We start from the raw sequence: 22,743 nt of genomic DNA on the forward strand, positions 1-22,743 counted from the left end.
CCATGACGAAGTATCGAGTACAGAACCCCGCCACCGGCGAGATCGTCGAGACCTTCGAGGTCGCGACCGACGCGCAGATCGAGCAGACCCTCGCTGCAGCCGACGCCGCCTACCGTGAATGGCGCGAACGCAGCGTGCAGGAGCGCGCCGCGGCGGTCAAGCGCGTGGCCGAGCTCTTCGAGGAGCGCAAGGACGAGCTCGCCCGGCTCATCGCGGTCGAGATGGGCAAGTCGATCGCCGAGTCGCTCGACGAGGTCGAGTTCGCCCGCTCGATCATCGAGTACTACGCGGTGCACGGGCCGAGCCTGATCACCGACCACGAGATCCCGTCGACGATCCCCGGCAAGGCGATCATCGAGCAGCTGCCCGTGGGGGCGCTCCTCGGCGTCATGCCGTGGAACTTCCCGTACTACCAGGTCGCCCGCTTCGCGGCGCCGAACCTGGTGCTCGGCAACACGATCATCCTGAAGCACGCCGACATCTGCGCCCGCTCGGCGCTGACGATCCAGGAGATCATGGAGGAGGCCGGGGTTCCGGTCGGCGGCTACCAGAACGTCTTCGCCTCGCACGAGCAGATCGCGAGCATGATCGCCGACCCCCGCGTGCAGGGCGTCTCCCTCACGGGTTCCGAGCGCGCCGGGGCCATCATCGGCGAGCAGGCCGGCCGGCACCTGAAGAAGTGCGTGCTCGAGCTCGGTGGTATCGACCCGATGGTCGTGCTCGACGCCGACGACGTCGCGGGCGTCGCGAAGGCGGCGTGGGACTTCCGCGTCTACAACGGCGGCCAGGTCTGCAACTCGAACAAGCGGCTCATCGTGATGGACGACATCTACGACGAGTTCGTCGCCGAGCTGCGCCGTCTCGCCACCGGCCTCGAGCCCGGCGACCAGCTCGACCTCCGCGAGGGGCAGTACGCCCCCATGTCGTCCCGCGCCGCCGCCGAGACGGTGCACGCCCAGGTGCAGAAGGCCGTCGCCGAGGGCGCGACCCTCGAGGCGGGCGGCGTCCTCTCCGACGGGCCCGGCGCGTACTACTCGCCCGCGGTGCTGACCGGGGTGCCCCGCGACTCCGAGTCGTACGGCGAAGAGCTGTTCGGACCGGTCGCGACCGTCTACCGGGTGCACAGCGACGAGGAGGCCCTCGAGCTCGCCAACGACTGCGCGCTGGGCCTCGGCGGCTCGGTGTTCTCGACCGACGAGGCTCGCGCCGCCCGGGTCGCCTCGCGCCTGGAGGTCGGGATGACCCACGTCAACACGATCGCCGCCGAGGCCGCCGAGCTGCCCTTCGGCGGCGTGAAGCGCTCGGGCTTCGGACGCGAGATGGGCCCGGTCGGCATCGGCGAGTTCGCCAACCGCCGTCTCTCCTTCGTCGCGAGGTAGTCGACCGCAAGACCCGAACGGGCCCGCCGGCGAACTCGCCGGCGGGCCCGTTCTCGTCTCGGGCCGACCTCGTCGGGTCTCAGCAGGGACCCGCGATGCGGATCAGCCGCAGAACTCCTTCGGCACGCCCGCGCGCTCCTGCACGCCGATCATCACGACCGTGTCGTCCTCGACGAGGAAGTTGACGTAGCCGCTCGCATCATCGCCCACGGCGTAGCCGAACGACTCCGCGGCGGGCTGGTTCGTCGGCTCGAGCTCGGGGTAGGCCGCGGTGAGCTCGTCCATGGTCGAGCCGAGCTCGATGCCCGCCTCGGTCGCGGGCGACGCAGGCAGGACGCCGTCTGCGTCGGGCCGCCCGTTCGCCCAGACGGCGGAGACCTCGTCGACGCCCTCGGGGTGGATCACGAGCAGCGTCGCCGCCCCGTCGGCCGAAAGCGCGATCCTGCCGGGGCAGTACTCGTCGGTCTCGAACGCCGTGAGGCCGGCGAGCGTCGCTTCGGCCGGTGCTCCCCGCTGGATCGGCCCCATGCCGCCGGTGGTGATGGTCCACGTCGTCACGTCGGCAGGGTCGACGGGCGCGGCCGACGGCGTCGCCGACGGGGTCCCGATCACGGTGGGTTCCGCCGAGGGGGCGGGGTTCGTCGGCTCCTCGCTGGCCGCTTCGCCGGGCGCGGCGCAGCCGGAGAGGGCGAACATCGCGATCGCGGCGATGCCGAGGGCGATCGACGACCGGGCGAACCGGCGGCTCCGTGACATGGGTGCTCCTTCAGGTCATGCGGAGGAACCGCCTGCTTCACGCTAACGACAGGAGCACGCGAATCGGCAGCGTCGAACGATATCGCTTCGATAACGCCCGCGGCGCGCTCAGGCGACGACTGCCCCGGCCCGGTCGATCGCGCCGGGCACCGGGCCCGCCGGCTCGATGCGGAAGGTCGAGGTGAATCGCGCGAGCAGCTCGGCATCGCCGACGAACGAGGCCGGGGATGCCCCGCCGACGAGCAGCGCGCGGAGCGGGCCCGGCGCGAGCTCGAGTTCGAGCACGGCCTGGGGCACCGGCTCGAGCGCCGAGCGGCGCGGCTGAGGCAGCGCGCCCGGGCCGACCGGGGCGACGTCGAGGGCCGCGCCGATGACGATGGCCGACACCGAGACCGCCGACCCGTCGTCGGCCACGTGCAGCACGTACTCGGTGGGCGGCAGCGACGCCGCGGCATCCCGCCGGAACGCCGCGCGCAGCGCGAAGGCGATGGAGTCGGCGCTCAACGTCTCGCCGTCGCCGGGCTCGCCCAGCAGCGACCACCCCCAGCGCTCGAGGGCGACGACGACGGGCTCGAGGCCCCTCCCGAGCTCGGTGAGTTCGTAGCCGCCGCGCACGCTCGGCACCCGGCGCAGGACGCCCGCCTCCTGCAGCTCCTTCAGCCGGTCGCTCAGGATGTTCGTCGGGATGCGCGGCAGCCCGGCCTTCAGATCTCCGTATCGGCGCGCGCCGACGAGCAGGTCGCGGACGATGAGCAGCGCCCACCGGTCCCCGACCCGCTCGAGTGCGCGGGCGGCTCCCCCGTACTGGCCGAAGCCGCGCGCGCCGCGGGTCGCCATCCGGTCAGGCCGTGGCCGACTGCGCGGCCTGGGCCTGGTCGGCCAGGTAGGCCTCGGGGCCCTGTTCGGCGGCCGCCTGCTCCATGAACAGGAACTCGAGCACGTTGCCGTCGGGGTCTTCGAGGTCGCGCGAGTACATGAAGCCGTAGTCCTGCGCGTCGCGCGGCTCGGTACCTCCGGCGGCGAGGCCCTTCGCGAGCACCGCGTCGACCTCGTCGCGCGACTCGCGGCTGAGGGCGATGAGCGCCTGCGCGTGCGTCTTCGTGTCGATGATCTGCTTCTCGGTGAAGGTGCCGAGGTACTCGCGGGTGAGCACCATGAAGTAGATGTTGTCGCTGAACACCACGCAGGCGGCGTTCTCGTCGGTGAAGAGCGGGTTGATGGTGAACCCGAGGGCCTCGTAGAACGCCTTCGAGCGGTCGAGGTCGTTGGTGGGCAGGTTCACGAAGATGCTGGTCGCGGTCATGATCGCCTCCGAGGGATCGTCAGTGTCGTGTTCGGGTGCTTCGAGTCCCAGCTTGCTCTTTGCAAGTTCACTTGTCAATAGCAAGTGAGTAGTTCTTCCCCATCCCGTGCAGGGCTCGCCCGGGCATCGCCCGATCCCGGATCAGCGCAACGCGCTGCGCCGCACGAGCAGCGCGAGGTGCAGCGCCGTGAGCGTCTCGCCGTCGTCGAGATCCACCCCGAGCAGCTGCCCGATGAGCGACAGCCGCTGGTAGAACACCGACCTCGACAGGTGCGACGCGCCCGCGGCGGCGGTGCGATTGCCGGGGTGCGCGAGCGTCGCGGCGAGCACGTCGAGCAGGTCGCCGCCGCGGGCGAGGTCGTACTCGATGAGCGGCGCGAGCATCTGCTCGCTGTGCCGCAACAGCCGATGATCGTCGCGCAGCGAGGTCACGAGCCGGATCAGCGGGCGGTCCTCCGCCCGACGGATCACGAGTCCCCGCCGCGAGCGGGCACCGGGTGCGCGCGCCAGGTCGATCGCCTCCTGCACCGAGCCCAGCAGCCCGTCGAGCCCCGACGCCGCCTGCCCGACCGAGAGCACCAGATGCTCGGGGGATGCCTCGTCGCCGACCAGGGCCCGGGCGAACTCGCTCGCGGTCGCATCGGCGAACTGCGCCCCCGCCGGGAGCGACAGCAGCACGACGCTCGCCTGGGTCTGCCTCGGCCAGCCCGGCGCCGCCCCGGCGAGCGCACGGCCGCCGAACGCCTGGGCCGCGGCATCCGCCCGCGGCGCCGTGACCGGCGCGCCCGTGACGACGAGGCCGTGCAGCGTCGCGCCCTCGACCGGCAGGCCCGCGGCGCCGAGCCGCGCCGCCGCCGCGGGCAGCCCCGCGAACCGCCCCTCGAGCAGTCCGTCGATGAGCCGCTGCCGCCCCGCGCGCACCCACTCGTCGGCGTCGTCGCCGTCGGCCAGGCGCCCGAGCGCGAGCGCGATCGCCCCCTGCTCGAGCACGCCGGTACGGCCGGCCGGATGCGCCGGCCCGGGCAGTGCGATGAGGTGGCCCCACCGGATGCCCCGCGCCTCGACGGGCACGATCAGCCATTCGCCGGGGCTGCGGTGGGCCTGACGGGAACGCTGCTCCCAGTTCGCGAACAGCGCCTCCTCGGCCCCGGCCGGAACCTCGGCGGCGACCACCTCGTAGGCGAGGTTCTCGAGCACGACGGGCGACCCGAGCGTCTGCGCGAGCTGCGCGACGATGTAGTCGGCGGGCGAACCGCGCAGGCTCAGCGCGGTGAAGCGCTCGCGCACCTCGTCGCGGGCGCGGAGGGCGGTCGTCTGCTCGGAGATGATCCGACTGTGCACCGCCTCGGTCAGGGCGACGAACTTCACCTCGCGGTGCAGCGCGATGAGCGCGAGCCCGCGATCGCGCGCCGCCTGCTCGACGACCGCGGGCACGTAGCGGTAGTGCACGCCGAGCTCGAGCACGAGGCCGGCGAGGCCGGCGTCGACGAGGCCCGAGATGAAGTCGTGGAGCTCGTCGGGGTCGGTCGGCCAGCCCGAGCCGGTCGACAGCAGCAGCTCGCCGCCGTCGAGCAGCCGGGCGACGCCCGCACTGTCGGAGACGTGCACCCAGCGCACCCGGGCGTCGAGCGCCCCGTCATCGCCCGACAGCACCTCGGGCACGCCCGCCGCGACCGCTGGGAGCGCCAGGATCTCGCGCACCGTCGGCAGGGCCGCACCGTCGTCGGCCGCGCCCGCCACCACCCCGCTCCGGGCGTCCGGACGATCCGTTCGGATCGACTGATCTTCGCGACGATCTGGCACCGCTTCACTCTCTTCGGCTCTGCAACACTGGGAATCAGAAGCTTAGCCGAGCGTCGGCCATTCTGTCTGAACGCCCCGAATGCACTGCCCGGAAGGACCAGCCATGAGTATCACCGAGACCGCATCGTCGCCCACTTCGAACGCCGAAGTCCCGGCGATCGGGCACTGGATCGACGGCGCGCTGCGTGCGTCGACCTCTGGTCGCACCGCCCCGGTCTACAACCCCGCCACCGGCGCCGTGCGCGCCGAGGTCGCGCTCGCCGACCAGGCCGAGATCGACGCGGCGCTCGCCTCGGCCCAGGCCGGCTACGAGGTGTGGAGCGGCTACTCGATCGCGAAGCGCCAGACCGTGATGTTCGCGTTCCGCGAGCTGCTCAACTCGCGCAAGGGCGAACTCGCCGCGATCATCACGGCCGAGCACGGCAAGGTGCTCTCCGACGCCATGGGCGAGATCCTCCGCGGCCAGGAGGTCGTCGAACTCGCGACCGGGTTCCCGCACCTGATCAAGGGTGCGTTCTCCGAGAACGCCTCGTCGGGCATCGACGTCTACTCGCTGAAGCAGCCGCTCGGCGTCGTCGGCATCATCAGCCCCTTCAACTTCCCCGCGATGGTGCCGATGTGGTTCTTCCCCATCGCGATCGCCGCCGGCAACGCGGTCGTCCTGAAGCCGAGCGAGAAGGACCCCTCGGCGGCGCTCTGGCTGGCCGAGCTCTGGAAGGAGGCGGGGCTCCCCGACGGCGTCTTCACCGTGCTGCAGGGCGACAAGCTCGCCGTCGACGGGCTGCTCACCTCGCCGATCGTGCAGTCGATCTCGTTCGTCGGCTCGACGCCGATCGCGCAGTACATCTACGAGACCGCCTCGAAGCACGGCAAGCGCGTGCAGGCGCTCGGCGGCGCGAAGAACCACATGCTCGTGCTCCCCGACGCCGACCTCGACCTCGTCGCCGACCAGGCCGTGAACGCCGGCTACGGCGCGGCCGGCGAGCGCTGCATGGCGATCTCCGTCGTGCTGGCGGTCGAGCCCGTCGCCGACGAACTGATCGCCAAGGTCACCGAGCGCATCGCGAAGCTGAAGATCGGCAACGGGGCCGGCGTCGACGCCGGTGACGGCACGCTCAGTGAGCCCGACATGGGCCCGCTGATCACCGACGTGCACCGCGACAAGGTGTCTTCGTACGTCGACATCGCAGAGGCCGACGGCGCGAAGATCGTGGTCGACGGCCGCGGCTTCACCGTCGACGGCCACGAGGACGGCTTCTTCTTCGGCCCGACCCTGATCGACGACGTGCCCACGACCTCGCGCGCCTACACCGAGGAGATCTTCGGCCCGGTGCTCTCGATCGTGCGCGTCGCGAGCTACGACGAGGGCCTCGACCTCATCAACTCGGGCCAGTTCGGCAACGGCACCGCCATCTTCACGAACGACGGCGGCGCGGCCCGGCGCTTCCAGAACGAGGTGCAGGTGGGCATGATCGGCATCAACGTGCCGATCCCCGTGCCGGTCGCCTACCACTCGTTCGGCGGATGGAAGCAGTCGCTGTTCGGCGACTCGAAGGCGTACGGCACGCACGGCTTCGACTTCTTCACCCGCGAGAAGGCCATCACGAGCCGCTGGCTCGACCCGGCCACGCGCAACGACAGCAGCCACACCGGCATCAACCTGGGCTTCCCCCAGAACCACTGATCTCGCGAGGAGCCATCACATGACCGACACCGCCATCGACCCGATCGACACCGCCACCGCGGTGTACGCCGACCGCCACGGCGCCGTGCACGCGCTGCCCGACGCCGCCGCCGACGCGCAGGTGCGCGCCGACGACCGGGCGCACGTCTTCCACTCCTGGAGCGCGCAGGCCCTCATCGACCCGCTGCCGATCGCCGCGGGCGAGGGCGCGACGTTCTGGGACTACCACGGCAACGCGTACCTCGACTTCTCGTCGCAGCTCGTGAACCTGAACCTCGGGCACCAGCACCCCGACCTCGTCGCCGCCATCCAGCAGCAGGCCGGGCGTCTCGCGACGATCCAGCCCTCGATGGCGTCCGACGTGCGCGGCGAGCTCGCCCGCCGCATCGCCGAGGTCGCCCCGGGCGATCTCGACAAGGTGTTCTTCACGAACGGCGGCGCCGACGCCAACGAGTACGCGGTGCGCATGGCGCGCGCCGTGACGGGCCGCCGCAAGGTGCTCTCGATGTACCGCAGCTACCACGGCGGCACCGCCACCGCGATCTCGCTCACGGGCGATCCGCGCCGCTGGGCGAACGAGCCCAGCGACGGTTCGGTCGCGCACTTCTTCGGCCCGTACGAGTACCGCTCGGCCTGGGGCTCGACCTCGCCCGAAGAGGAGGCGCAGCGCGCGCTCGCCCATCTCGAGCAGGTCATCGTGCTCGAGGGCGCGTCGACCGTCGCCGCACTCATCCTCGAGACGGTGGTCGGCACGAACGGCGTGCTCGTGCCGCCGCCCGGCTACCTCGAGGGCGTTCGCGCGCTCTGCGACAAGTACGGCATCGTCTACATCGCCGACGAGGTCATGGTCGGATTCGGACGCATCGGCGAGTGGTTCGCGGTGAACCGCTTCGGCGTCACGCCCGACCTCATCACCTTCGCGAAGGGCGTCAACTCGGGCTACGCCCCGCTCGGCGGCGTCGTGATCTCGCAGAAGATCGCCTCGCACTTCGACACCGTGGCCTTCATGGGCGGCCTGACCTACTCGGGCCACCCGCTCGCCTGCGCTCCCGGCGTCGCGACGTTCGAGGTGTTCGAGCGCGACGGCATCCTCGAGCGCGTGCGCGACCTCGGCGAGCGCGTGGTCGGCCCCCGCCTCCGCGAGATCGCCGCGAAGCACCCCTCGGTCGGCGAGGTGCGCGGCGTGGGCCTGTTCTGGGCGATCGAGCTCGTGAAGGATGCCTCGACGCGCGAGCCGCTCGTGCCGTTCAACGCCGCAGGCGCCGACGCGGCGCCCATGGGCGCGGTCGCGGCCGCCTGCAAGCGGGCCGGCCTCTGGCCGTTCGTGCACTTCAACCGGCTGCACGTCGCCCCGCCGCTCGTGATCAGCGAGGAGGAGCTCGTGCGCGGCCTCGACATCATCGACGAGGCGCTCACGGTCGCCGACGGGTACGTCACCGCGTAGCCGTCGCACCACTCGAACCGGATCGCCCGCATCTGCATGGATGCGGGCGATCCGTCGTCTCCGGCCGTGAGGCGCGCGCCGTCGCCGCAGCCCGGCGACCGCAGGGGCGCCATCCGGATAGCCTGAGGGCATGCGAGTGCGGGCTGGCGGGAGCGGCGTGAGCCGCCGCGGGTTCCTCGCCGCCGCGCTCGCCGGCACCGCGACCGTCGTGCTCGCGAGCTGCACCGAACCGCAGCCGACTCCCAGCCCACCGCCGACCGGTACGCCGACACCCTCCCCGACGCCCTCCCCCGCGCCGACGCCGTCACCCGTCCCCGAACCGCTCGCGCTGCGCCGCTCCCGCTGGGGCGCCGACCCCTTCGCCCGTGGGGCCTTCGGCTTCGACGCGGCGGGCAGCACCGACGAGCTGCGCAAGGCACTCGCGCAGCCCGTCGCCGAACGCGTGTTCTTCGCGGGCGAGGCCTGCGACACCGAGGCGCCCGGCACCCTGCAGGGCGCCCGCAGCTCGGGCGCCCGCGCCGCGTCCCTCGTGCTCGATCTCGCGGAACCCGGCGAACGGGTCGCCGTGATCGGCGCAGGGCTCGCCGGGCTCACGGCCGCCCGCGAGCTCGCCGACCGAGACCTCGAGGTCGTCGTCATCGAAGCCAGGGACCGCATCGGCGGACGCATCGACACGGTCGATGCCGACGGCTTCGACGGCCCCATCGAACTCGGCGCGCTCGTCGTCGGCAGCGCGGTGCTCCGGGCGGCGCTGCCCGACTCGGTCGCGCTGCTGCCGATCGCCGCCCCCGAGGACGCGCGCACGGCGGCCGGCACGACGGTGGCCATCCCCACCACCGGCCCCGATGCGATCGCCGCGGCGCAGGCGTGGGCCGCGGCGCAGCCCGAGGCCCGTGCCCGTCAGCTCTCGCTCGCGACCGCGCTCGTCGAGTCGGGCACGAGCGCCTCCCTCTCGACCGCGCCCGACGCGACGGGGGTCTCGCCCGCGGCCTGGCTCGCCCACTCGGTGACGAGCGGGGTCGGGGTCGAGACGGGGGCGACGGCGAACCGCGTCGCGGCCCTCGCCGATCTCGGCCCGGGAGCCGCGGCGGCCGGACCCGGAATCGGCGCCGACCCCGACGCACCCGCTGGGACCTCTCCGACGCTCGCCCGCGGCCTCGCCGGCGCCCTCGACGCCGACGCCGACGCGCTCGACATCGCCGTCATGAGCGTCGTCACCCGCATCGCCTACGACGAGCGCCGGGTGAGCCTGCGCCTCGACTCGGGCGAGTCGCTCACCGTCGACCGCGTGGTCGTGACGGTCCCCCTCGGCGTGCTGAAGACCGACACGCTGCAGTTCTCCCCCGCCCTGCCGCTCCTGCACCAGCGCGCGATCTCCCGCCTCGGCGTCGGCCTCGTCGACACGGTGTGGCTGCGCTTCGACGACGCGTTCTGGCGCAGCCCGAACGGCGACGCCGACTCGAACGACGCCGGCGCCGAGGCATCCGTCGCGGTGCTGACCGTCGTCGGCGAGACCCCGAGCGTCGCCGCCTGGCTCGACGCGGGCGGTCCCGACGGCGAGCCGGTGCTCGTCGGGCTCATCGCAGCGACGCAGGCCGAACGTCTCGAGGCGCTCGACGACGAGGCGTTCCGGGCCGCGGTGCTCGCCGATCTCGTGCCCTTCGCCACAGCCGGCGGTTGACCGCCACGAGGCCCGCGGTCAGGCTCACGAAGATGACGAGCACGAGGGCGCAGTAGAGCGCGACGCCGACCGGTCCGCCGACCTGCGCCTCGTCGAGGAAGAAGTACGGATACCAGCCGACGTCGGCGCCGCGCACGAGCGTGTACCCGAGCCACACCGAGGGGAAGACGAGCACCCAGCCGACGGTCGCCCATGGCACGCGCGGGTTCACCGCCATGATGCTGTCGGCGGTCCAGGCGACGACGGCGAGCGCCGGGACGACGAAGTGGAGCAGCGTGTCGGACCAGGGCACGTCGACGCGGTAGTCGCGCGTCGAGGCCTGGGTGACGATGACCCCGAACACGATGCCCGAGACCAGCACGTACACGGTCACCATCGTGCGCAGCACGCCGAGCCACGCCGGGTCTCGCGGCGCGAGGAGCGCGAAGGCGCCGGCGATGCCGAGCGTCACGACCGCGAGGAACGCCGACTGCACCGTGAAGTAGCTGAAGAAGTTCGCGGTCGCGAAGAAGCGGAACCCGAGCACGTACTCGAAGTTGCCGATGAGGGCCACGATCTCGAGTGCCGCGATCGCGAGCCGGAAGACGCCGAGCGTCCGCCGCGCGCGCAGTGGACCCGCGTCGTCCGGTGAACGCGGGCCCGCCATGACTCCACGCTAGCCGCCCCCGCCGGCCGGTCGAGTAGCGACGAAGGAGCGTATCGAGACCTCCGCCCTGACCTCGAGCCTCAGTCGAGCGGACGCAGGATCCGCTGCAGGAACCGCCGCGTGCGCTCCTCGCGCGGCGCGGTGAACAACTGCCCGGGCGCCCCGCGCTCGACCACGACGCCGCCGTCCATGAACAGCACCTCGTCGGCGGCCTGCCGCGCGAACCCCAGCTCGTGGGTGACGACGACCATCGTCCAGCCCTCGTCGGCGAGCTCCTTGATGACCTGCAGCACCTCGCCCACGAGCTCGGGGTCGAGCGCGCTCGTCGGCTCGTCGAAGAGCAGCAGCTGCGGCTTCAGCGCGAGCGCGCGCACGATACCGACGCGCTGCTGCTGCCCGCCCGACAGTTCGAAGGGGTAGGCGTCGTGCTTCTCGGCGAGGCCGACGCGATCGAGCAGGGCGGATGCCTCGGCCTCGGCCCGCGCCTTCGGCACCTTCTGCACCCGCACCGGGCCCTCGATGACGTTCTGCAGCACGGTCATGTGCGGAAAGAGGTTGTGCTGCTGGAACACCATCGCCGAGCGGTCGCGGAGCGCGAAGCGCTCGGCCTTCGAGATCGGCGTCGAGAAGTCGAGCGACGGCCCGCCCGCGATCGAGACCGTGCCGCCGTCGGGCGTCTCGAGGCCGTTGAGCGAGCGCAGCACGGTCGTCTTGCCCGATCCGCTCGGGCCGATCAGCACGACGACCTCGCCGCGGCGCACCTCGAGGTCGATCGACCGCAGCACCTCGTTGTCGCCGAACGACTTGCGGATGCCGCGGGCTTCGAGCAGCACGCTGTCGTCGGGTGTCTGGCCGGGGGCGAGCGGGTCGGCGCCCGCGGCATCCGAGCCGTTCGCCGCGCCGCCGTTCGCCGCACCGTCGTTCGCCGACCGCTCGTGATCAGTGGGCGACATAGCGGTCCAATCTCTTCTCGATCAGGTTCTGTCCGCTCGAGAGCACCAGGCAGAAGAGCCAGTAGATGAGCGCCGCCTCGATGTAGACGAGCAGGAACTCCCGGCTGAACGCCGCGATCTCCTGCGCCACCCGGAACATCTCGGTGACGAGGATGAGCGAGGCGAGCGAGGTGTCCTTCACGAGCGAGATGAAGGTGTTCGACAGGGGCGGTACCGAGACGCGCGCCGCCTGCGGCAGGATCAGCCGGGTGAGCGTCGTGCCCGGCGACATGCCGATCGTGTAGCCCGCCTCCCACTGCCCCTTCGGCACCGAGAGGATGGCCGCCCTGATCACCTCGGCGGCGTATCCGCCGACGTTGAGCGAGAACGCGATGATCGCGCTCGGCCACGGGTCGATCGTGATGCCGATCGAGGGCATGCCGTAGAAGATCACGAACAGCTGCACGAGCAACGGGGTGCCGCGGATCACCGAGATGTAGAACCTCGCGATGCCGCTCACCACCCGGTTGCGGCTGATGCGCATGAGCGCGACCCCGAGCGCGAGCAGGAGCCCGAGCGCGAACGAGGCCAGCGCGAGCGGGATGGTGCCGCTGAGGCCGCCCCAGAGCAGTGGCCAGAACGAGTCGAGCACGAGTTGCCAGTCGGTCATCGCCTCACCGCCTTCCGAGATACGGCGGATGCCGCGTCACCCCATGATTCCACCGGGGGTGTTCCCCGTGCGAACCAGGGGCGGAACGCGGCATCCGCCCGTCGATCAGGTGAGCGCTACTGCGAGACGTCCTCGCCGAAGTACTTCTCGCCGAGCTCGGCGAGCACGCCCTCCTCGCGGAGTTCGGCGAGCGCCTCGTCGACGGCCTTCACGAGGGCGGTCTTGTCCTTCGTGAAGGTGAGGGCGCTCTCGCTCGGGTCGGTCTCGGCCACGACCGCGAGCTTCGCGTCGGGCGTCTGCTTCACGTAGTCGAGGTAGGTGAGCTTGTCGTTGACCGTCGCGTCGACGCGGCCCTGCTCGAGGAGCGCGACGGCCTGCGCCCAGCCCTCGACGGCTTCGACGTTCGCGCCCGCGTCGACGGCGAGCTGGTAGAAGTTGCTCGTCAGCGACTGCGCGGTGGTCTTGCCCTTCAGGTCCTCGAAGCTCGAGATCGAGTCGTCGCCCTCGTTGACGACGACGACGCTCGGCGACACGGTGTAGGGCGTCGAGAAGAGGTAGTCCTCTTCCCGGTCGGGGTTGATCGACACCTGGTTGGCGATCACGTCGAAGCGGCCGGCGTCGAGGCCCGCGAAGATGGCGTCCCACTGGGTCTCTTCGAAGGCGATCTCGAGGCCGAGCTTGTCGGCGACGGCCTCGGCGACCTCGACGTCGTAGCCGACGAGCTCGCCCGCGCCGCCCTCGTGATAGGTGAACGGAGGGTAGGTGCCCTCGGTCGCGACCGTGAGGGTGCCCGCGTTCACGAGCCCGAACTCGTCGTCGCCGGCGGCCGAGTCGCTCGCGGCCGGGGCGCTCGACGAGCAGGCGGCGAGGGCGACGACCGCGAGGGAGGCGGCGGCGAGGCCGAGCAGGGTGCGGGCACGGGGTGCGCGGGACATGGGGGCTCCGTTCGTGGGGAGGGATGCGGGCCGCAGATGGCGGCGATACGATGCGGTCGAGTCCATCACGGACCGACCCTCAGGGGAAACGGCGTTACCCCGCGTTGCATTCCCCGCTCGCACCAGCATCCCGTGCTCCCCCGCTGCTTCTGCAGGAAAATGGGCGCGATGGTCGGCTGTCAACCCATCTCAGTGCAATTCTCCTGCAGAAGCCTCGGCCTCGTCAGGGATGGCGCAGCACCCCGTCCTCCCGGCGGGGCACGCCGAGCGGGTTGCCGTCGGCGAGCTCGGCCGGCAGCACGGCGGCCGGGGCATCCTGCCAGGCGACGGGAGTCAGCCATCTGCGGATCGCGCTCGCGCCGACCGAGGTGTGCACCGAGGCGGTCGTGGCGGGCCATCCGCCGCCGTGGTGCTGGCCCCACGCGATCGCGACGCCGGTCGGCCAGCCGTTGAAGACGAGGCGACCGGCGACCGGTTCGAGCACCGCGGCGAGCGCGGTCACGTCCTCGCCGGGCGCGTGGTGGATCGACGCGGTGAGCGAGCCCTCGAGCGCGGCGAGCGCTTCAGCGAGTCCGGCGTCGTCGGCGTAGCGCACCAGCAGCGTGAGCGGGCCGAAGCACTCCTCGAGGAAGGTCTCTCGGGCCGCGACGAACGCCTCGGTGCTCGTCGAGACGACGACGGGTGCGGCGACGTCGGCCGCGCGCGCACCCGCGAAGACGAGCTCGACGTCGGCGCGCTCGGCCAGCTCGACCGAGCCGCGGTCGAACGCCGCCGCGATGCCGTCGGTCAGCAGGCGCTGCGGTGCGGCGTCGCCGAGCGCGGCCACGAGCGCGTCCTCGATGCCCGACCCCTCGGGCACGAACACCAGGCCGGGCTTCGTGCAGTACTGGCCGCCGTCGCGGGTGAACGACCCGGCGAGGCCGGCCGCGATCGCCTCGGCGCCGGGCCCGGCGTCCGAGACCGCGGCCGGCGTCACGACGACGGGGTTGAGCGAGCCCAGCTCGCCGTAGAACGGGATCGGCTCGGGGCGTGCGGCGGCGAGGTCGAAGAGGGCTCGGCCGCCGCGGGTCGAGCCGGTGAAGCCGACCGCAGTGACGCGCGGGTGCTGCACGAGTGCGAGGCCCGCCTCCATGCCCTCGACGAGTTGCAGCGCGCCCGCGGGTCCGCCCGCCGCGGCGAGTGCCTCGTGCGCGATCTCGGTGATGCGGCGCGAGAGCCGGGGGTGGCCGGGGTGGGCCTTCACGACCACGGGGCACCCGGCGGCGAACGCCGAGGCCGTGTCGTTGCCGAGCACCGAGAACGCGAACGGGAAGTTCGAGGCCGCGAACACGCCGACGACGCCGAGCGGGCGGAGCATCCGCCGCAGTTCGGGGCGCGGCGGCAGGAGTGAGGCGTCGGGCGAGTCGATCGTCGCCTCGAGGTAGGAGCCCTCGTCGATGACGCCGGCGAAGAACCGCAGCTGGGTCGCGGTGCGCGTGACCTCGCCGCCGAGGCGTGCGGCCGAGAGATGGGTCTCCTCGCCCGCGAGCGCGACGAGTTCGTCGCGGTGCGACTCGACGGCGTCGGCGATCGCGACGAGCCAGCTGCCCCGCTCGGCGCGGCTCGAACGCCCGAGGCCGGACGCCCCTGCGACCCGTACCGCGAGCTCGACGGCCGCGGCGGCCGACAGCGCGACGCGATCATCGCGCCCGAACGCCGGCTCGTCCCGCGGTGCGATCCCCGTGGCATCCCTGTTCGTCATCGTGAACCCTTCTCGTTCGTCACTGCGCTCGCCGCTGCCGAGCCGCCCTCAGAAGGCGTTGAGGCCCGTGAGCTCGCGCCCGAGGATCAACTGGTGGATCTCGTCGGTGCCCTCGTAGGTGCGCACCGACTCGAGGTTGGCCGCGTGCCGCATGACGGGCCACGCGTTCGTGATGCCGTCGCCGGCGAGGATGGCCCGCGCCTCGTGCGCGATCGCGAGCGCCTCGCGCACGCTGTTGAGCTTGCCGACCGAGATCTGGGCGGGCGTGAGGGCTCCGCGCTCCTTGAGCCGGCCGAGGTGCAGCGCCAGCAGGATGCCCTTCTCGACCTCGAGGAACATGTCGGCGAGCTTCGCCTGGATGAGCTGGTTCGCGCCGATCGGCTTGCCGAACACCTCGCGCGAGGTCGAGCGCGAGATCGCGGCCTCGAGGCAGGATCGCGCGGCGCCCATCGCGCCCCACACGATGCCGTAGCGCGCCTCGTTGAGGCAGCCGAACGGGCCGCTCAGTCCGCGCGCCCCGGGCAGGATCGCGTCGTCGCCGACGCGGACGCCGTCGAGCTCGATGTCGCACTGCACCGAGGCGCGCATCGACAGCTTGCCGTCGATCGGCGTCGCCGTGAAGCCGGGCGTCGAGGTCGGCACGAGGAATCCGCGCACCGCGCTGCCGCCCTCGCCGAACGCGCCGGAGGGGTCGTCGACCTTGGCCCAGACCACGGCCACGTCGGCGAGCGAGGCGAGCCCGATCCAGCGCTTCGCGCCGTCGATCACCCAGCCGTCGCCGTCGCGGCGCGCGGTCGTCGTCATGCCGGCGGGGTCGCTGCCGCCCTGCGGCTCGGTGAGGGCGAAGCAGCCGACGAGGTCGCCCGCGGCCATGCCGGGCAGCCACCGGTTCTTCTGCTCCTCGGAGCCGTACTTGTGGATCGCGCTCATCGCGAGCGAGCCCTGCACCGACACGAAGGTGCGCCAGCCCGAGTCGGCGGCCTCGAGCTCGAGGCAGACGAGGCCGTACGAGACGGCGCCGGCCCCGGCGCATCCGTAGCCCTTCAGGTGCATGCCGAGGAACCCGAGGTCGCCGAGCTCCTTCACGAACTCGCGACGGAAGTGCTTCTGCTCGAAGTCCTCCTCGATCACCGGGAGCAGCCGCTCCTGTGCGAAGGTGCGCGCCTTCTGCTGCCACGTGCGCTCCTCCTCGCTGAGGAGGGCGTCGAAGTCGAAGACCTGGTCGATGCTGGGGGCGGTGGTCATGCGCGGGGTCCTTTCGAGGGGTCGGCGGTGAGGTCGGATGTCACGGTGTGCCAGTCGGCGCCCGCGTGCTGGTCGAGCCGGGGCGGCGGGGTCAGGTAGCGGGCGCGGGCCGAGGAGAGCCGGATCGGGTTCGCCACGGTGCGGCTGCCGTCGATCTCGGCGACGGGTTCGAGGCCGAGCGACTCGGCGAACGCGATCGCCTCGGCGACGTCGTTCACGAGTCCGGCTGGCACGCCGGCCGCGCTGAACCGTTCGGCCCAAGCGGCGGCGCGGCCGACGGCGAGGGCGCCCTCGATCTCGGCCCGGAGGTGCTCGCGGTGGGCCACGCGCGCCTCGTTCGTCGCGTAGCGCTCGTCGTCGGCGAGCCCGGGCAGGCCGAGGATCGCGGCGAGCGCGCGGAACTGCTTGTCGTTGCCGACGGCGATGACGAGATCGCGGTCGGCGGCGGGGAACACCGCGTACGGCGCGATCGACGGGTGCTGGTTGCCGAGCCGGCGCGGCGCGCGGCCGGTGACGAGGGTCGAGGCGGCCTGGTTCGTGAGCGCCGAGAGCAGGCTCTGCATGAGGTTGATCTCGACGTGCGCGCCGACGCCCGTGCGATCGCGGTCGCGCAGCGCGAGCAGGATGCCGGCGAGCGCGTTCTGCGCGCACAGCACGTCGACCAGGGCGACGCCCGCCTTCGAGGGTTCGCCCTCGGGCTCGCCGGTGATCGACATGAGGCCGCCGACCGCCTGCACGAGGAGGTCGTAGCCCGCGAGCCCGGCGCCCTCGCCCGCACCGAAGCCCGTGATCGAGCAGTAGACGACGCCCGGGTTCGCGGCGCGCACGGCCTCGGGGTCGAGGCCGAAGCGACGCATCACCCCGGGCCGGAAGTTCTCGATGACGACATCGGCCGTGGCCGCCAGGCGGCGCGCCTCGGCGAGGCCCTCCTCGCTCGCGAGGTCGAGGGCGACCGAGCGCTTGTTGCGGTTGACGCTGCCGAAGTAGCTCGCGGTGCCGTTGGCGTCGACCGGCGGCTTCCAGTGCCGGGTGTCGTCGCCCGCGGGCGGCTCGATCTTGATGACGTCGGCGCCGTAGTCGGCGAGCATCATCGTCGCGTAGGGGCCGGCGAGCACGCGCGAGAAGTCGGCGACGCGGAGCCCGGCGAGCACTCCGTCGCGCGCGCCGCGCGGCGCGGCACCGGTCGTCGTGTCGGGTCGCTCGTGCATGGGTCATCCGCCTTCGCATGTGCCGGCCGTTCGGCCTCGCTCCATTCATCCTATAGTGAATCTTTTTTGCGCGCGGCGCCACTCGGCCCGGGCTCGCTCGGCTATCGTGAACGCATGGAATCGAGGGTGGGCCCCGGCGCGCGCGAAGCCGTGTTCGCCCAGCTCGCCGACGCGGGTCGAGCCGAACAGGTCGCACAGCGCCTCATCGACGGCATCGTGCTCGGCGTGCTCGACCCCGGTGAGCGCCTCCCGAGCGAGCCCGAGCTCGCCCGTCGTTTCGGCGTCGCCCTCATCACCGTGCGCGAGGGGCTCGGCATCCTCCGCGAGGCCGGACTCGTCGAGACCCGCCGCGGTCGCGACGGCGGCAGCTTCGTCGTGCACGACGACGCCGAGCACCGCACGCTGCTCACCGCGCGGCTGCGTGGGCTCGCCCAGGTCGAGCTCAGCGACATGGCGGTCTACTTCGGCGCGATCCTCGCCGGGGCGGCCGAGCGCGCCGCCGAACGCGCGAGCGACCCCGAGGCGAGCCGCCTCTCGGCGTGGCTCGACTCCGCGGACTTCGGCACCGCGGCGAGCGCCCGCACGAACCAGGGCGGCTTCTTCCTCGAGCTCGCCGTGCTCAGCCAGTCCGCCCGGCTCGTCCGCGAGCAGATCCGCCTGCAGGCCGAGTTCGGCCCGCTGCTGCTCCTCGGCCTCGACGACGCCGACGCCCGTGCCGAGGCGGCCGCGGCCGACCGCCGCATCGTGCGCGCCGTCACGACCCATCGCCCGGCGCGGGCCCGTGAGGCCGCCGGCGTGCTCGTCACGGCGCTCTCGGCCAGCCTCCTCGCCGCCAAGGCCCGAGTCGAACGCGGAGGCGGTCTCGATGACCACGACTGAGCAGCTCACCCCGGTCGCCGACGCCGTCGGCGAGGTCTTCGCGCGGGTCTTCGACCAGCTCGCCGCCTGGCGCACCCCGATCGAGGCGATGATCGCCCGCTCCTCCGCCTCGGGCGGCGAGGTGCGGCCGGCCGAGCTCGACCAGACCGTCGCCGACCTCGTGATCCCCCGGCTCGTCGAGCCCGACGCGCTGCTCACCGGCGCGGGGTTCATCGCCGACGGCGAGATCGTGCGCGGACGCGAGGTGCACTTCGCCTGGTGGCTCGGACCGCTCGACGACAACCCCGTGCTCGGCTCGACCGACGGCCCGACGAGGCTCGACCTCTCGACCCGCGGCTACACCGAGTACCTCCGCGACTTCCGCGCGCTCGAGTGGTACCGCATTCCCGCGACGACCCGCCACGCGCACGTGACGGGGCCGTTCGTCGACCACCTCTGCACCTGCGACTACATCCTCACGCTCACCATGCCCGTGCACGGAGAAGGGGGCGAGCGCATGGTCGGCGTCGTCGGCGCCGACATCTCGGTGCGGCGGCTCGAGCGCGAGCTGCTCGCCCGGTTCCTCGGCGTCGAGGTGCCGCTCGCGCTCGTGAACGCCGACGGCCGGGTGGTGCTCTCGACCGAGCCGACCCTGCAGGTCGGGCAGCTCGCGGATGCCGCGGCGCCGGCCTCGCTCGACTGCCCGGGCACGCCGTTCCGCGTGCTCGTCGAGCCCGCACCCACCGATCGCTGAGGGCGGAATCCCGAACCCGAGCATCCGCTGAGCACGGGTCGAGAAGAATCATCCGTTGTTATATCTTTGACGGACGAGCGTATGCACCGCGGCAGACGACCCCTCCGACAGGCCCCGGCCGACTGGCGTGCGTGCCCCGAGAAGGAGAATCCCCATGCCCTATGCCGTGACCAACCCCGCCACCGGCGAGGTCGTCAAGAGCTTCGACACCATCACCGATGAGGCGCTCCAGGCCGCGATCGCCTCGGCCGACGAGGCCCACCGCGGCTGGTCGAAGCAGTCGACCGTCGCCGAGCGCGCCGCCCTCATCCGCCGCGTCGCCGAGCTGCACAACGAGCGCGTCGACGAGCTCGCCGACATCATCGTGCGCGAGATGGGCAAGCCGCGCGAGCAGGCCGTCGGCGAGGTCGAGTTCTCGGCCGCGATCTACGAGTACTACGCCGACAACGCCGAGGCGCTGCTGAAGGACGAGCAGATCGACCTGCTCGCAGGAGAGGGATCGGCGCTCATCCGTCGTTCGTCGCTCGGCGTGCTGCTCGGCATCATGCCGTGGAACTTCCCGTACTACCAGGTCGCCCGCTTCGCCGGCCCGAACCTCATCATCGGCAACACGATCCTGCTGAAGCACGCCGAGCAGTGCCCCGAGTCGGCGGCCGCGATCGAGCGCATCTTCCTCGACGCCGGCTTCCCCGAGGGCGCCTACGTCAACCTGTACGCCTCGCACGCGCAGATCGAGACCGTGATCGCCGACCGCCGCGTGCAGGGCGTCTCGCTGACGGGCTCCGAGCGCGCCGGCGCGATCGTCGCCGAGATCGCCGGCCGTCACCTCAAGAAGGTCGTGCTCGAGCTCGGCGGCTCCGACCCCTTCATCCTGCTCTCGACCGACGACCTCGACGCCACCGTCGAGGCGGCGACCTTCGCCCGCGTCGACAACAACGGCCAGGCCTGCAACGCGGCGAAGCGCTTCATCGTCGTCGAAGACCTCTACGAGCCGTTCCTCGAGAAGTTCACGGCCGCCATGAACGCGGTCGAAGAGGGTGACCCCGCCTCCGACGGCACGGCACTCGGCCCGCTCTCGTCGGCGAAGGCCGCCGAGGGGCTCGCCGAGCAGGTCGAGCGCGCGGTCGCGCAGGGCGCGACGCTGCACTCGGGCGGCAAGAAGAACGGCAACTACTACTCGGCCACGATCCTCACCGACGTGCAGCCCGGCTCCGACGCGTTCCACGAGGAGTTCTTCGGCCCGGTCGCGCAGGTCTTCAAGGTCGCCGACGAGCAGGCCGCGATCGAGCTCGCGAACGACACCCCGTTCGGCCTCGGCTCGTACGTCTTCACGACCGACGCCGAGCAGGCCCTGCGCGTCGCCGACCGCATCGAGGCCGGCATGGTCTTCGTGAACCTGGTCGGCGCCGACGGCGCCGAGCTGCCCTTCGGCGGCGTGAAGCGCTCGGGCTCGGGTCGCGAGCTCGGCCGCTTCGGCGCCGACGAGTTCGTCAACAAGAAGATGATCCGCATCGGCTGATCACCGCCTCACGATCGGATGCCCCGGGGTTCGCCCCGGGGCATCCGTCGTCACACGACCGCGCCCCCTTCACGGGAGGCGGGTCAGCGCCGCTTCTTGTCGAGCTGGGCGTCGATCTGCGCGATGCGCTCGGCGAAGATGCGGCGCAGCAGCTCGTCGGGCACCGGATGCTCCGCCGTGAACTGCAGGGCCCCCGGCGACCACCTCAGGCCCGCCGCATCGAGCTCGGCCGCGAGCCCAGGCAGGATCTGCCCGCTGAACGGGTAGAGCCCGAGGTGCTGCTTGGCCTCGAGCGCCGCAACGAGCGCCTTGTCGCGGTGCAGCAGGGCGGGCATGCCGTAGCTCTCGCCCTCGACGGCGTCGGGCGAGAGTTCGCGGGCGACCGCGATGACGTGTTCGAGTGCGACGCGGTTCTCACCCTCGCGTTCGGCGAGGTAGTCGGTGACGGTTCCCATGCCCGCATCCTGCCACGGAGCCCGCCGCGCGGCATCCGAAATAAATCATCCGGTGCTATAGCTTTAGCGCCGCAGGTATGGCTATGCTGGCCCGTACCGTGCGCCTGCTGGGTGGGGTGGGCGCGAGATCAACGTCGATCGAAAGGGCACCATGCCAGCAGAACCCACGCCGAACCAGCTCGGCGACGACGAACACCTGAAGGTCCTCGGCTACGAGGGATCGTTCAACCGCTCGATGAGCCTCTGGGCGAACTTCGCCCTCGGCTTCACCTACCTCTCCCCGCTCGTCGGCGTCTACTCGCTCTTCGCCGTCGCACTCACCATCGGCGGCCCGCCCTCGATCTGGTGGATCGTCATCGTCGGCGCCGGACAGCTCCTCGTCTCGCTCGTGTTCGGCGAGGTCGTCTCGCAGTACCCGATCCACGGCGGCGTCTACCCGTGGGCCCGCCGCCTCTGGGGCCGCCGCTACGCCTGGATGGCCGCGTGGGTCTACATCTGGGCCATGATCGTCACGATCACCTCGGTCGCCGAGTTCGGCTCGGGCTTCGTCGCGAGCCTGTTCGAGCTCGAGCTCACTCCGACGATCAACCTCGCGATCACGCTCGCGCTGCTCGTGCTCGCGTTCGTCTTCAACTTCTCGGGCACGAAGACCCTCGCCCGGGTCGCGCAGATCGGCCTCGCCGCCGAGCTCGTCGGCGTCATCGGCCTGGGCCTCTACCTGCTGATCTTCCAGCGCAAGCAGGAGTTCAGCGTCTTCTTCGACACCATGGGCGTCGAAGGCGACGGAAGCTACCTCACCGCGTTCATGGGGGCCGCCCTCGCCGGGCTCTTCCTCTTCTACGGGTTCGAGGCCTGCGGCGACGTCGCCGAGGAGGTGTCGAACCCCGCCCGCCGCATCCCCAAGGCGATGACGATGACGATCCTCGTGGGCGGCGTCTCGGCCCTGTTCTCCTTCGGGGGCTACGTGCTCGCCGCCCCCGACCTCGCGTCGATCGTCGCGGGCGACGACCCCGACCCGATCCCCCACATCCTCGAGTCGACGCTCGGCCCGGTGGGCGCGAAGCTGTTCCTCGTCGTCGCCGTCACCGCGTTCATCTCGTGCGTGCTGAGCCTGCAGGCGGCCGCGAGCCGACTGCTCTTCTCGTTCGCCCGCGACGGCATGATCCCTGGCCACCGCTGGCTCGCGAAGGTGTCGGAGAAGAACAAGGTGCCGACCAACGCGCTCATCGTGGCCTGCACGGTGCCGGCGCTCCTCGCGGTGCTCATCTTCCTGAACGACGGCCTGCTGCTGCCCATCACCTCGTTCGCGGTGCTCGGCATCTACGTCGCGTTCCAGATGGTGGTGCTCGCCTCACTCCGACAGCGCCTCAAGGGCTGGCGGCCGGCCGGCCCCTTCTCGCTCGGAGCCTGGGGCCTCATCGTCAACATCCTGGCGCTCGCCTACGGCGTGTTCGCCATGGTGCTGCTCGCGACGCCGGGTGCGACGGGCGACTTCTTCACCGACTACGTGGTGCTCATCGGTCTCGGCGTCGTCGCGATCTCGGGCGCGCTCTACCTGTTCATCGCCCGCCCCGACCGCAAGTCCGACGCCCCCGCGGGCGACGCGATCGCGGTCGCCGACGAGATCCGCACCCGCACGGGCGCGACCGCCGCGGTGGACGCACCCGCCGCCCGCTGAGCGACGGCGCCGCGAGCTCGAACGAGGGCGGTCCCGGGCAGTGCCCCGGGCC

Annotated in this window: 20 protein-coding genes; 8 read left to right on the plus strand and 12 right to left on the minus strand. The window is 71.9% G+C overall.

The genetic code is table 11. From position 1 onward, the window contains the following. Positions 1 to 2: 2 nt before the first annotated feature. On the plus strand, positions 3 to 1,379 hold the full coding sequence (locus tag GQQ93_RS15610; RefSeq protein WP_157425160.1) for an NAD-dependent succinate-semialdehyde dehydrogenase: 1,377 nt from the start codon (positions 3 to 5) through the stop codon (positions 1,377 to 1,379). A 102-nt stretch (positions 1,380 to 1,481) separates the two neighbouring features. Here the strand turns inward: GQQ93_RS15610 and GQQ93_RS15615 are convergent, their stop codons facing one another. From GQQ93_RS15615 to GQQ93_RS15630, 4 genes are all read right to left on the minus strand, one after another. Beyond that, on the minus strand, positions 1,482 to 2,135 hold the full coding sequence (locus GQQ93_RS15615; protein WP_157425161.1) for a hypothetical protein: 654 nt from the start codon (positions 2,133 to 2,135) through the stop codon (positions 1,482 to 1,484). A gap of 108 nt (positions 2,136 to 2,243) precedes the next feature. Then, a complete protein-coding gene (locus GQQ93_RS15620) occupies positions 2,244 to 2,972 on the minus strand; it encodes a winged helix-turn-helix transcriptional regulator (protein WP_157425162.1) in 729 nt (242 codons plus the stop codon). A gap of 4 nt (positions 2,973 to 2,976) precedes the next feature. Then, on the minus strand, positions 2,977 to 3,438 hold the full coding sequence (locus GQQ93_RS15625; RefSeq protein ID WP_157425163.1) for a VOC family protein: 462 nt from the start codon (positions 3,436 to 3,438) through the stop codon (positions 2,977 to 2,979). A 141-nt stretch (positions 3,439 to 3,579) separates the two neighbouring features. Further along, positions 3,580 to 5,178, minus strand: a complete 1,599-nt coding sequence (locus GQQ93_RS15630; RefSeq protein ID WP_343032750.1) for a PucR family transcriptional regulator — start codon at positions 5,176 to 5,178, stop codon at positions 3,580 to 3,582. A 166-nt stretch (positions 5,179 to 5,344) separates the two neighbouring features. Here GQQ93_RS15630 and GQQ93_RS15635 point away from each other — a divergent pair, with 166 nt between their 5' ends. From GQQ93_RS15635 to GQQ93_RS18205, 3 genes are all read left to right on the plus strand, one after another. Further along, positions 5,345 to 6,925 (plus strand): CoA-acylating methylmalonate-semialdehyde dehydrogenase, encoded by a 1,581-nt coding sequence (locus GQQ93_RS15635; protein WP_157425164.1) that lies wholly within the window; start codon positions 5,345 to 5,347, stop codon positions 6,923 to 6,925. 19 nt (positions 6,926 to 6,944) lie between these two features. Next, entirely contained in the window at positions 6,945 to 8,369 is a 1,425-nt protein-coding gene (locus GQQ93_RS15640; RefSeq protein WP_157425165.1) for an aspartate aminotransferase family protein, read from the plus strand. Between the two features lie 130 nt (positions 8,370 to 8,499). Then, a complete protein-coding gene (locus GQQ93_RS18205) occupies positions 8,500 to 10,050 on the plus strand; it encodes a flavin monoamine oxidase family protein (RefSeq protein WP_157425166.1) in 1,551 nt (516 codons plus the stop codon). On the opposite strand, the gene GQQ93_RS15650 is transcribed toward GQQ93_RS18205, so the two are convergent. The 7 genes from GQQ93_RS15650 to GQQ93_RS15680 form a co-directional block, all read right to left on the minus strand. Continuing rightward, a complete protein-coding gene (locus GQQ93_RS15650) occupies positions 9,947 to 10,696 on the minus strand; it encodes a Pr6Pr family membrane protein (RefSeq protein WP_157425167.1) in 750 nt (249 codons plus the stop codon). The two genes, GQQ93_RS18205 and GQQ93_RS15650, sit on opposite strands and share 104 nt — an antisense overlap. An 80-nt stretch (positions 10,697 to 10,776) precedes the next feature. After that, positions 10,777 to 11,649, minus strand: coding sequence for an amino acid ABC transporter ATP-binding protein (locus GQQ93_RS15655; RefSeq protein WP_281349926.1), 873 nt, complete (start codon positions 11,647 to 11,649; stop codon positions 10,777 to 10,779). After that, on the minus strand, positions 11,636 to 12,298 hold the full coding sequence (locus tag GQQ93_RS15660; RefSeq protein ID WP_157425168.1) for an amino acid ABC transporter permease: 663 nt from the start codon (positions 12,296 to 12,298) through the stop codon (positions 11,636 to 11,638). The genes GQQ93_RS15655 and GQQ93_RS15660 overlap by 14 nt, the downstream gene beginning before the upstream one ends. 116 nt (positions 12,299 to 12,414) lie before the next feature. Next, positions 12,415 to 13,233, minus strand: coding sequence for an amino acid ABC transporter substrate-binding protein (locus GQQ93_RS15665; RefSeq protein WP_157425169.1), 819 nt, complete (start codon positions 13,231 to 13,233; stop codon positions 12,415 to 12,417). Between the two features lie 223 nt (positions 13,234 to 13,456). Then, complete coding sequence (locus tag GQQ93_RS15670; protein ID WP_157425170.1) at positions 13,457 to 14,974, minus strand: aldehyde dehydrogenase family protein; 1,518 nt, start codon at positions 14,972 to 14,974, stop codon at positions 13,457 to 13,459. Between the two features lie 48 nt (positions 14,975 to 15,022). After that, positions 15,023 to 16,219: an acyl-CoA dehydrogenase family protein gene (locus GQQ93_RS15675; RefSeq protein WP_157425171.1), complete on the minus strand. Its 1,197-nt coding sequence runs from the start codon at positions 16,217 to 16,219 to the stop codon at positions 15,023 to 15,025. Continuing rightward, on the minus strand, positions 16,216 to 17,427 hold the full coding sequence (locus tag GQQ93_RS15680) for a CaiB/BaiF CoA transferase family protein (RefSeq protein ID WP_212277363.1): 1,212 nt from the start codon (positions 17,425 to 17,427) through the stop codon (positions 16,216 to 16,218). The genes GQQ93_RS15675 and GQQ93_RS15680 overlap by 4 nt, the downstream gene beginning before the upstream one ends. A gap of 114 nt (positions 17,428 to 17,541) precedes the next feature. On the opposite strand from GQQ93_RS15680, the gene GQQ93_RS15685 reads away from it, so the two are divergent. The 3 genes from GQQ93_RS15685 (at position 17,542) to GQQ93_RS15695 (ending at position 20,558) form a co-directional block, all read left to right on the plus strand. Beyond that, a complete protein-coding gene (locus GQQ93_RS15685) occupies positions 17,542 to 18,306 on the plus strand; it encodes a GntR family transcriptional regulator (RefSeq protein WP_157425172.1) in 765 nt (254 codons plus the stop codon). Beyond that, positions 18,293 to 19,039 (plus strand): PDC sensor domain-containing protein, encoded by a 747-nt coding sequence (locus GQQ93_RS15690; RefSeq protein ID WP_157425173.1) that lies wholly within the window; start codon positions 18,293 to 18,295, stop codon positions 19,037 to 19,039. Before GQQ93_RS15685 ends, GQQ93_RS15690 begins: the two co-directional genes overlap by 14 nt. A 154-nt stretch (positions 19,040 to 19,193) precedes the next feature. Then, positions 19,194 to 20,558, plus strand: a complete 1,365-nt coding sequence (locus GQQ93_RS15695) for an NAD-dependent succinate-semialdehyde dehydrogenase (RefSeq protein WP_157425174.1) — start codon at positions 19,194 to 19,196, stop codon at positions 20,556 to 20,558. An 83-nt stretch (positions 20,559 to 20,641) separates the two neighbouring features. Here the strand turns inward: GQQ93_RS15695 and GQQ93_RS15700 are convergent, their stop codons facing one another. Next, positions 20,642 to 21,013, minus strand: coding sequence for an iron chaperone (locus tag GQQ93_RS15700; protein ID WP_157425175.1), 372 nt, complete (start codon positions 21,011 to 21,013; stop codon positions 20,642 to 20,644). A 151-nt stretch (positions 21,014 to 21,164) separates the two neighbouring features. Between GQQ93_RS15700 and GQQ93_RS15705 the strand changes: the two genes are divergently transcribed. Beyond that, positions 21,165 to 22,691 (plus strand): APC family permease, encoded by a 1,527-nt coding sequence (locus GQQ93_RS15705; RefSeq protein WP_157425176.1) that lies wholly within the window; start codon positions 21,165 to 21,167, stop codon positions 22,689 to 22,691. Positions 22,692 to 22,743: the final 52 nt, after the last annotated feature.

Origin of the sequence: Agromyces lapidis, assembly GCF_009749405.1 — a bacterium.
Taxonomy (GTDB): domain Bacteria; phylum Actinomycetota; class Actinomycetes; order Actinomycetales; family Microbacteriaceae; genus Agromyces; species Agromyces lapidis.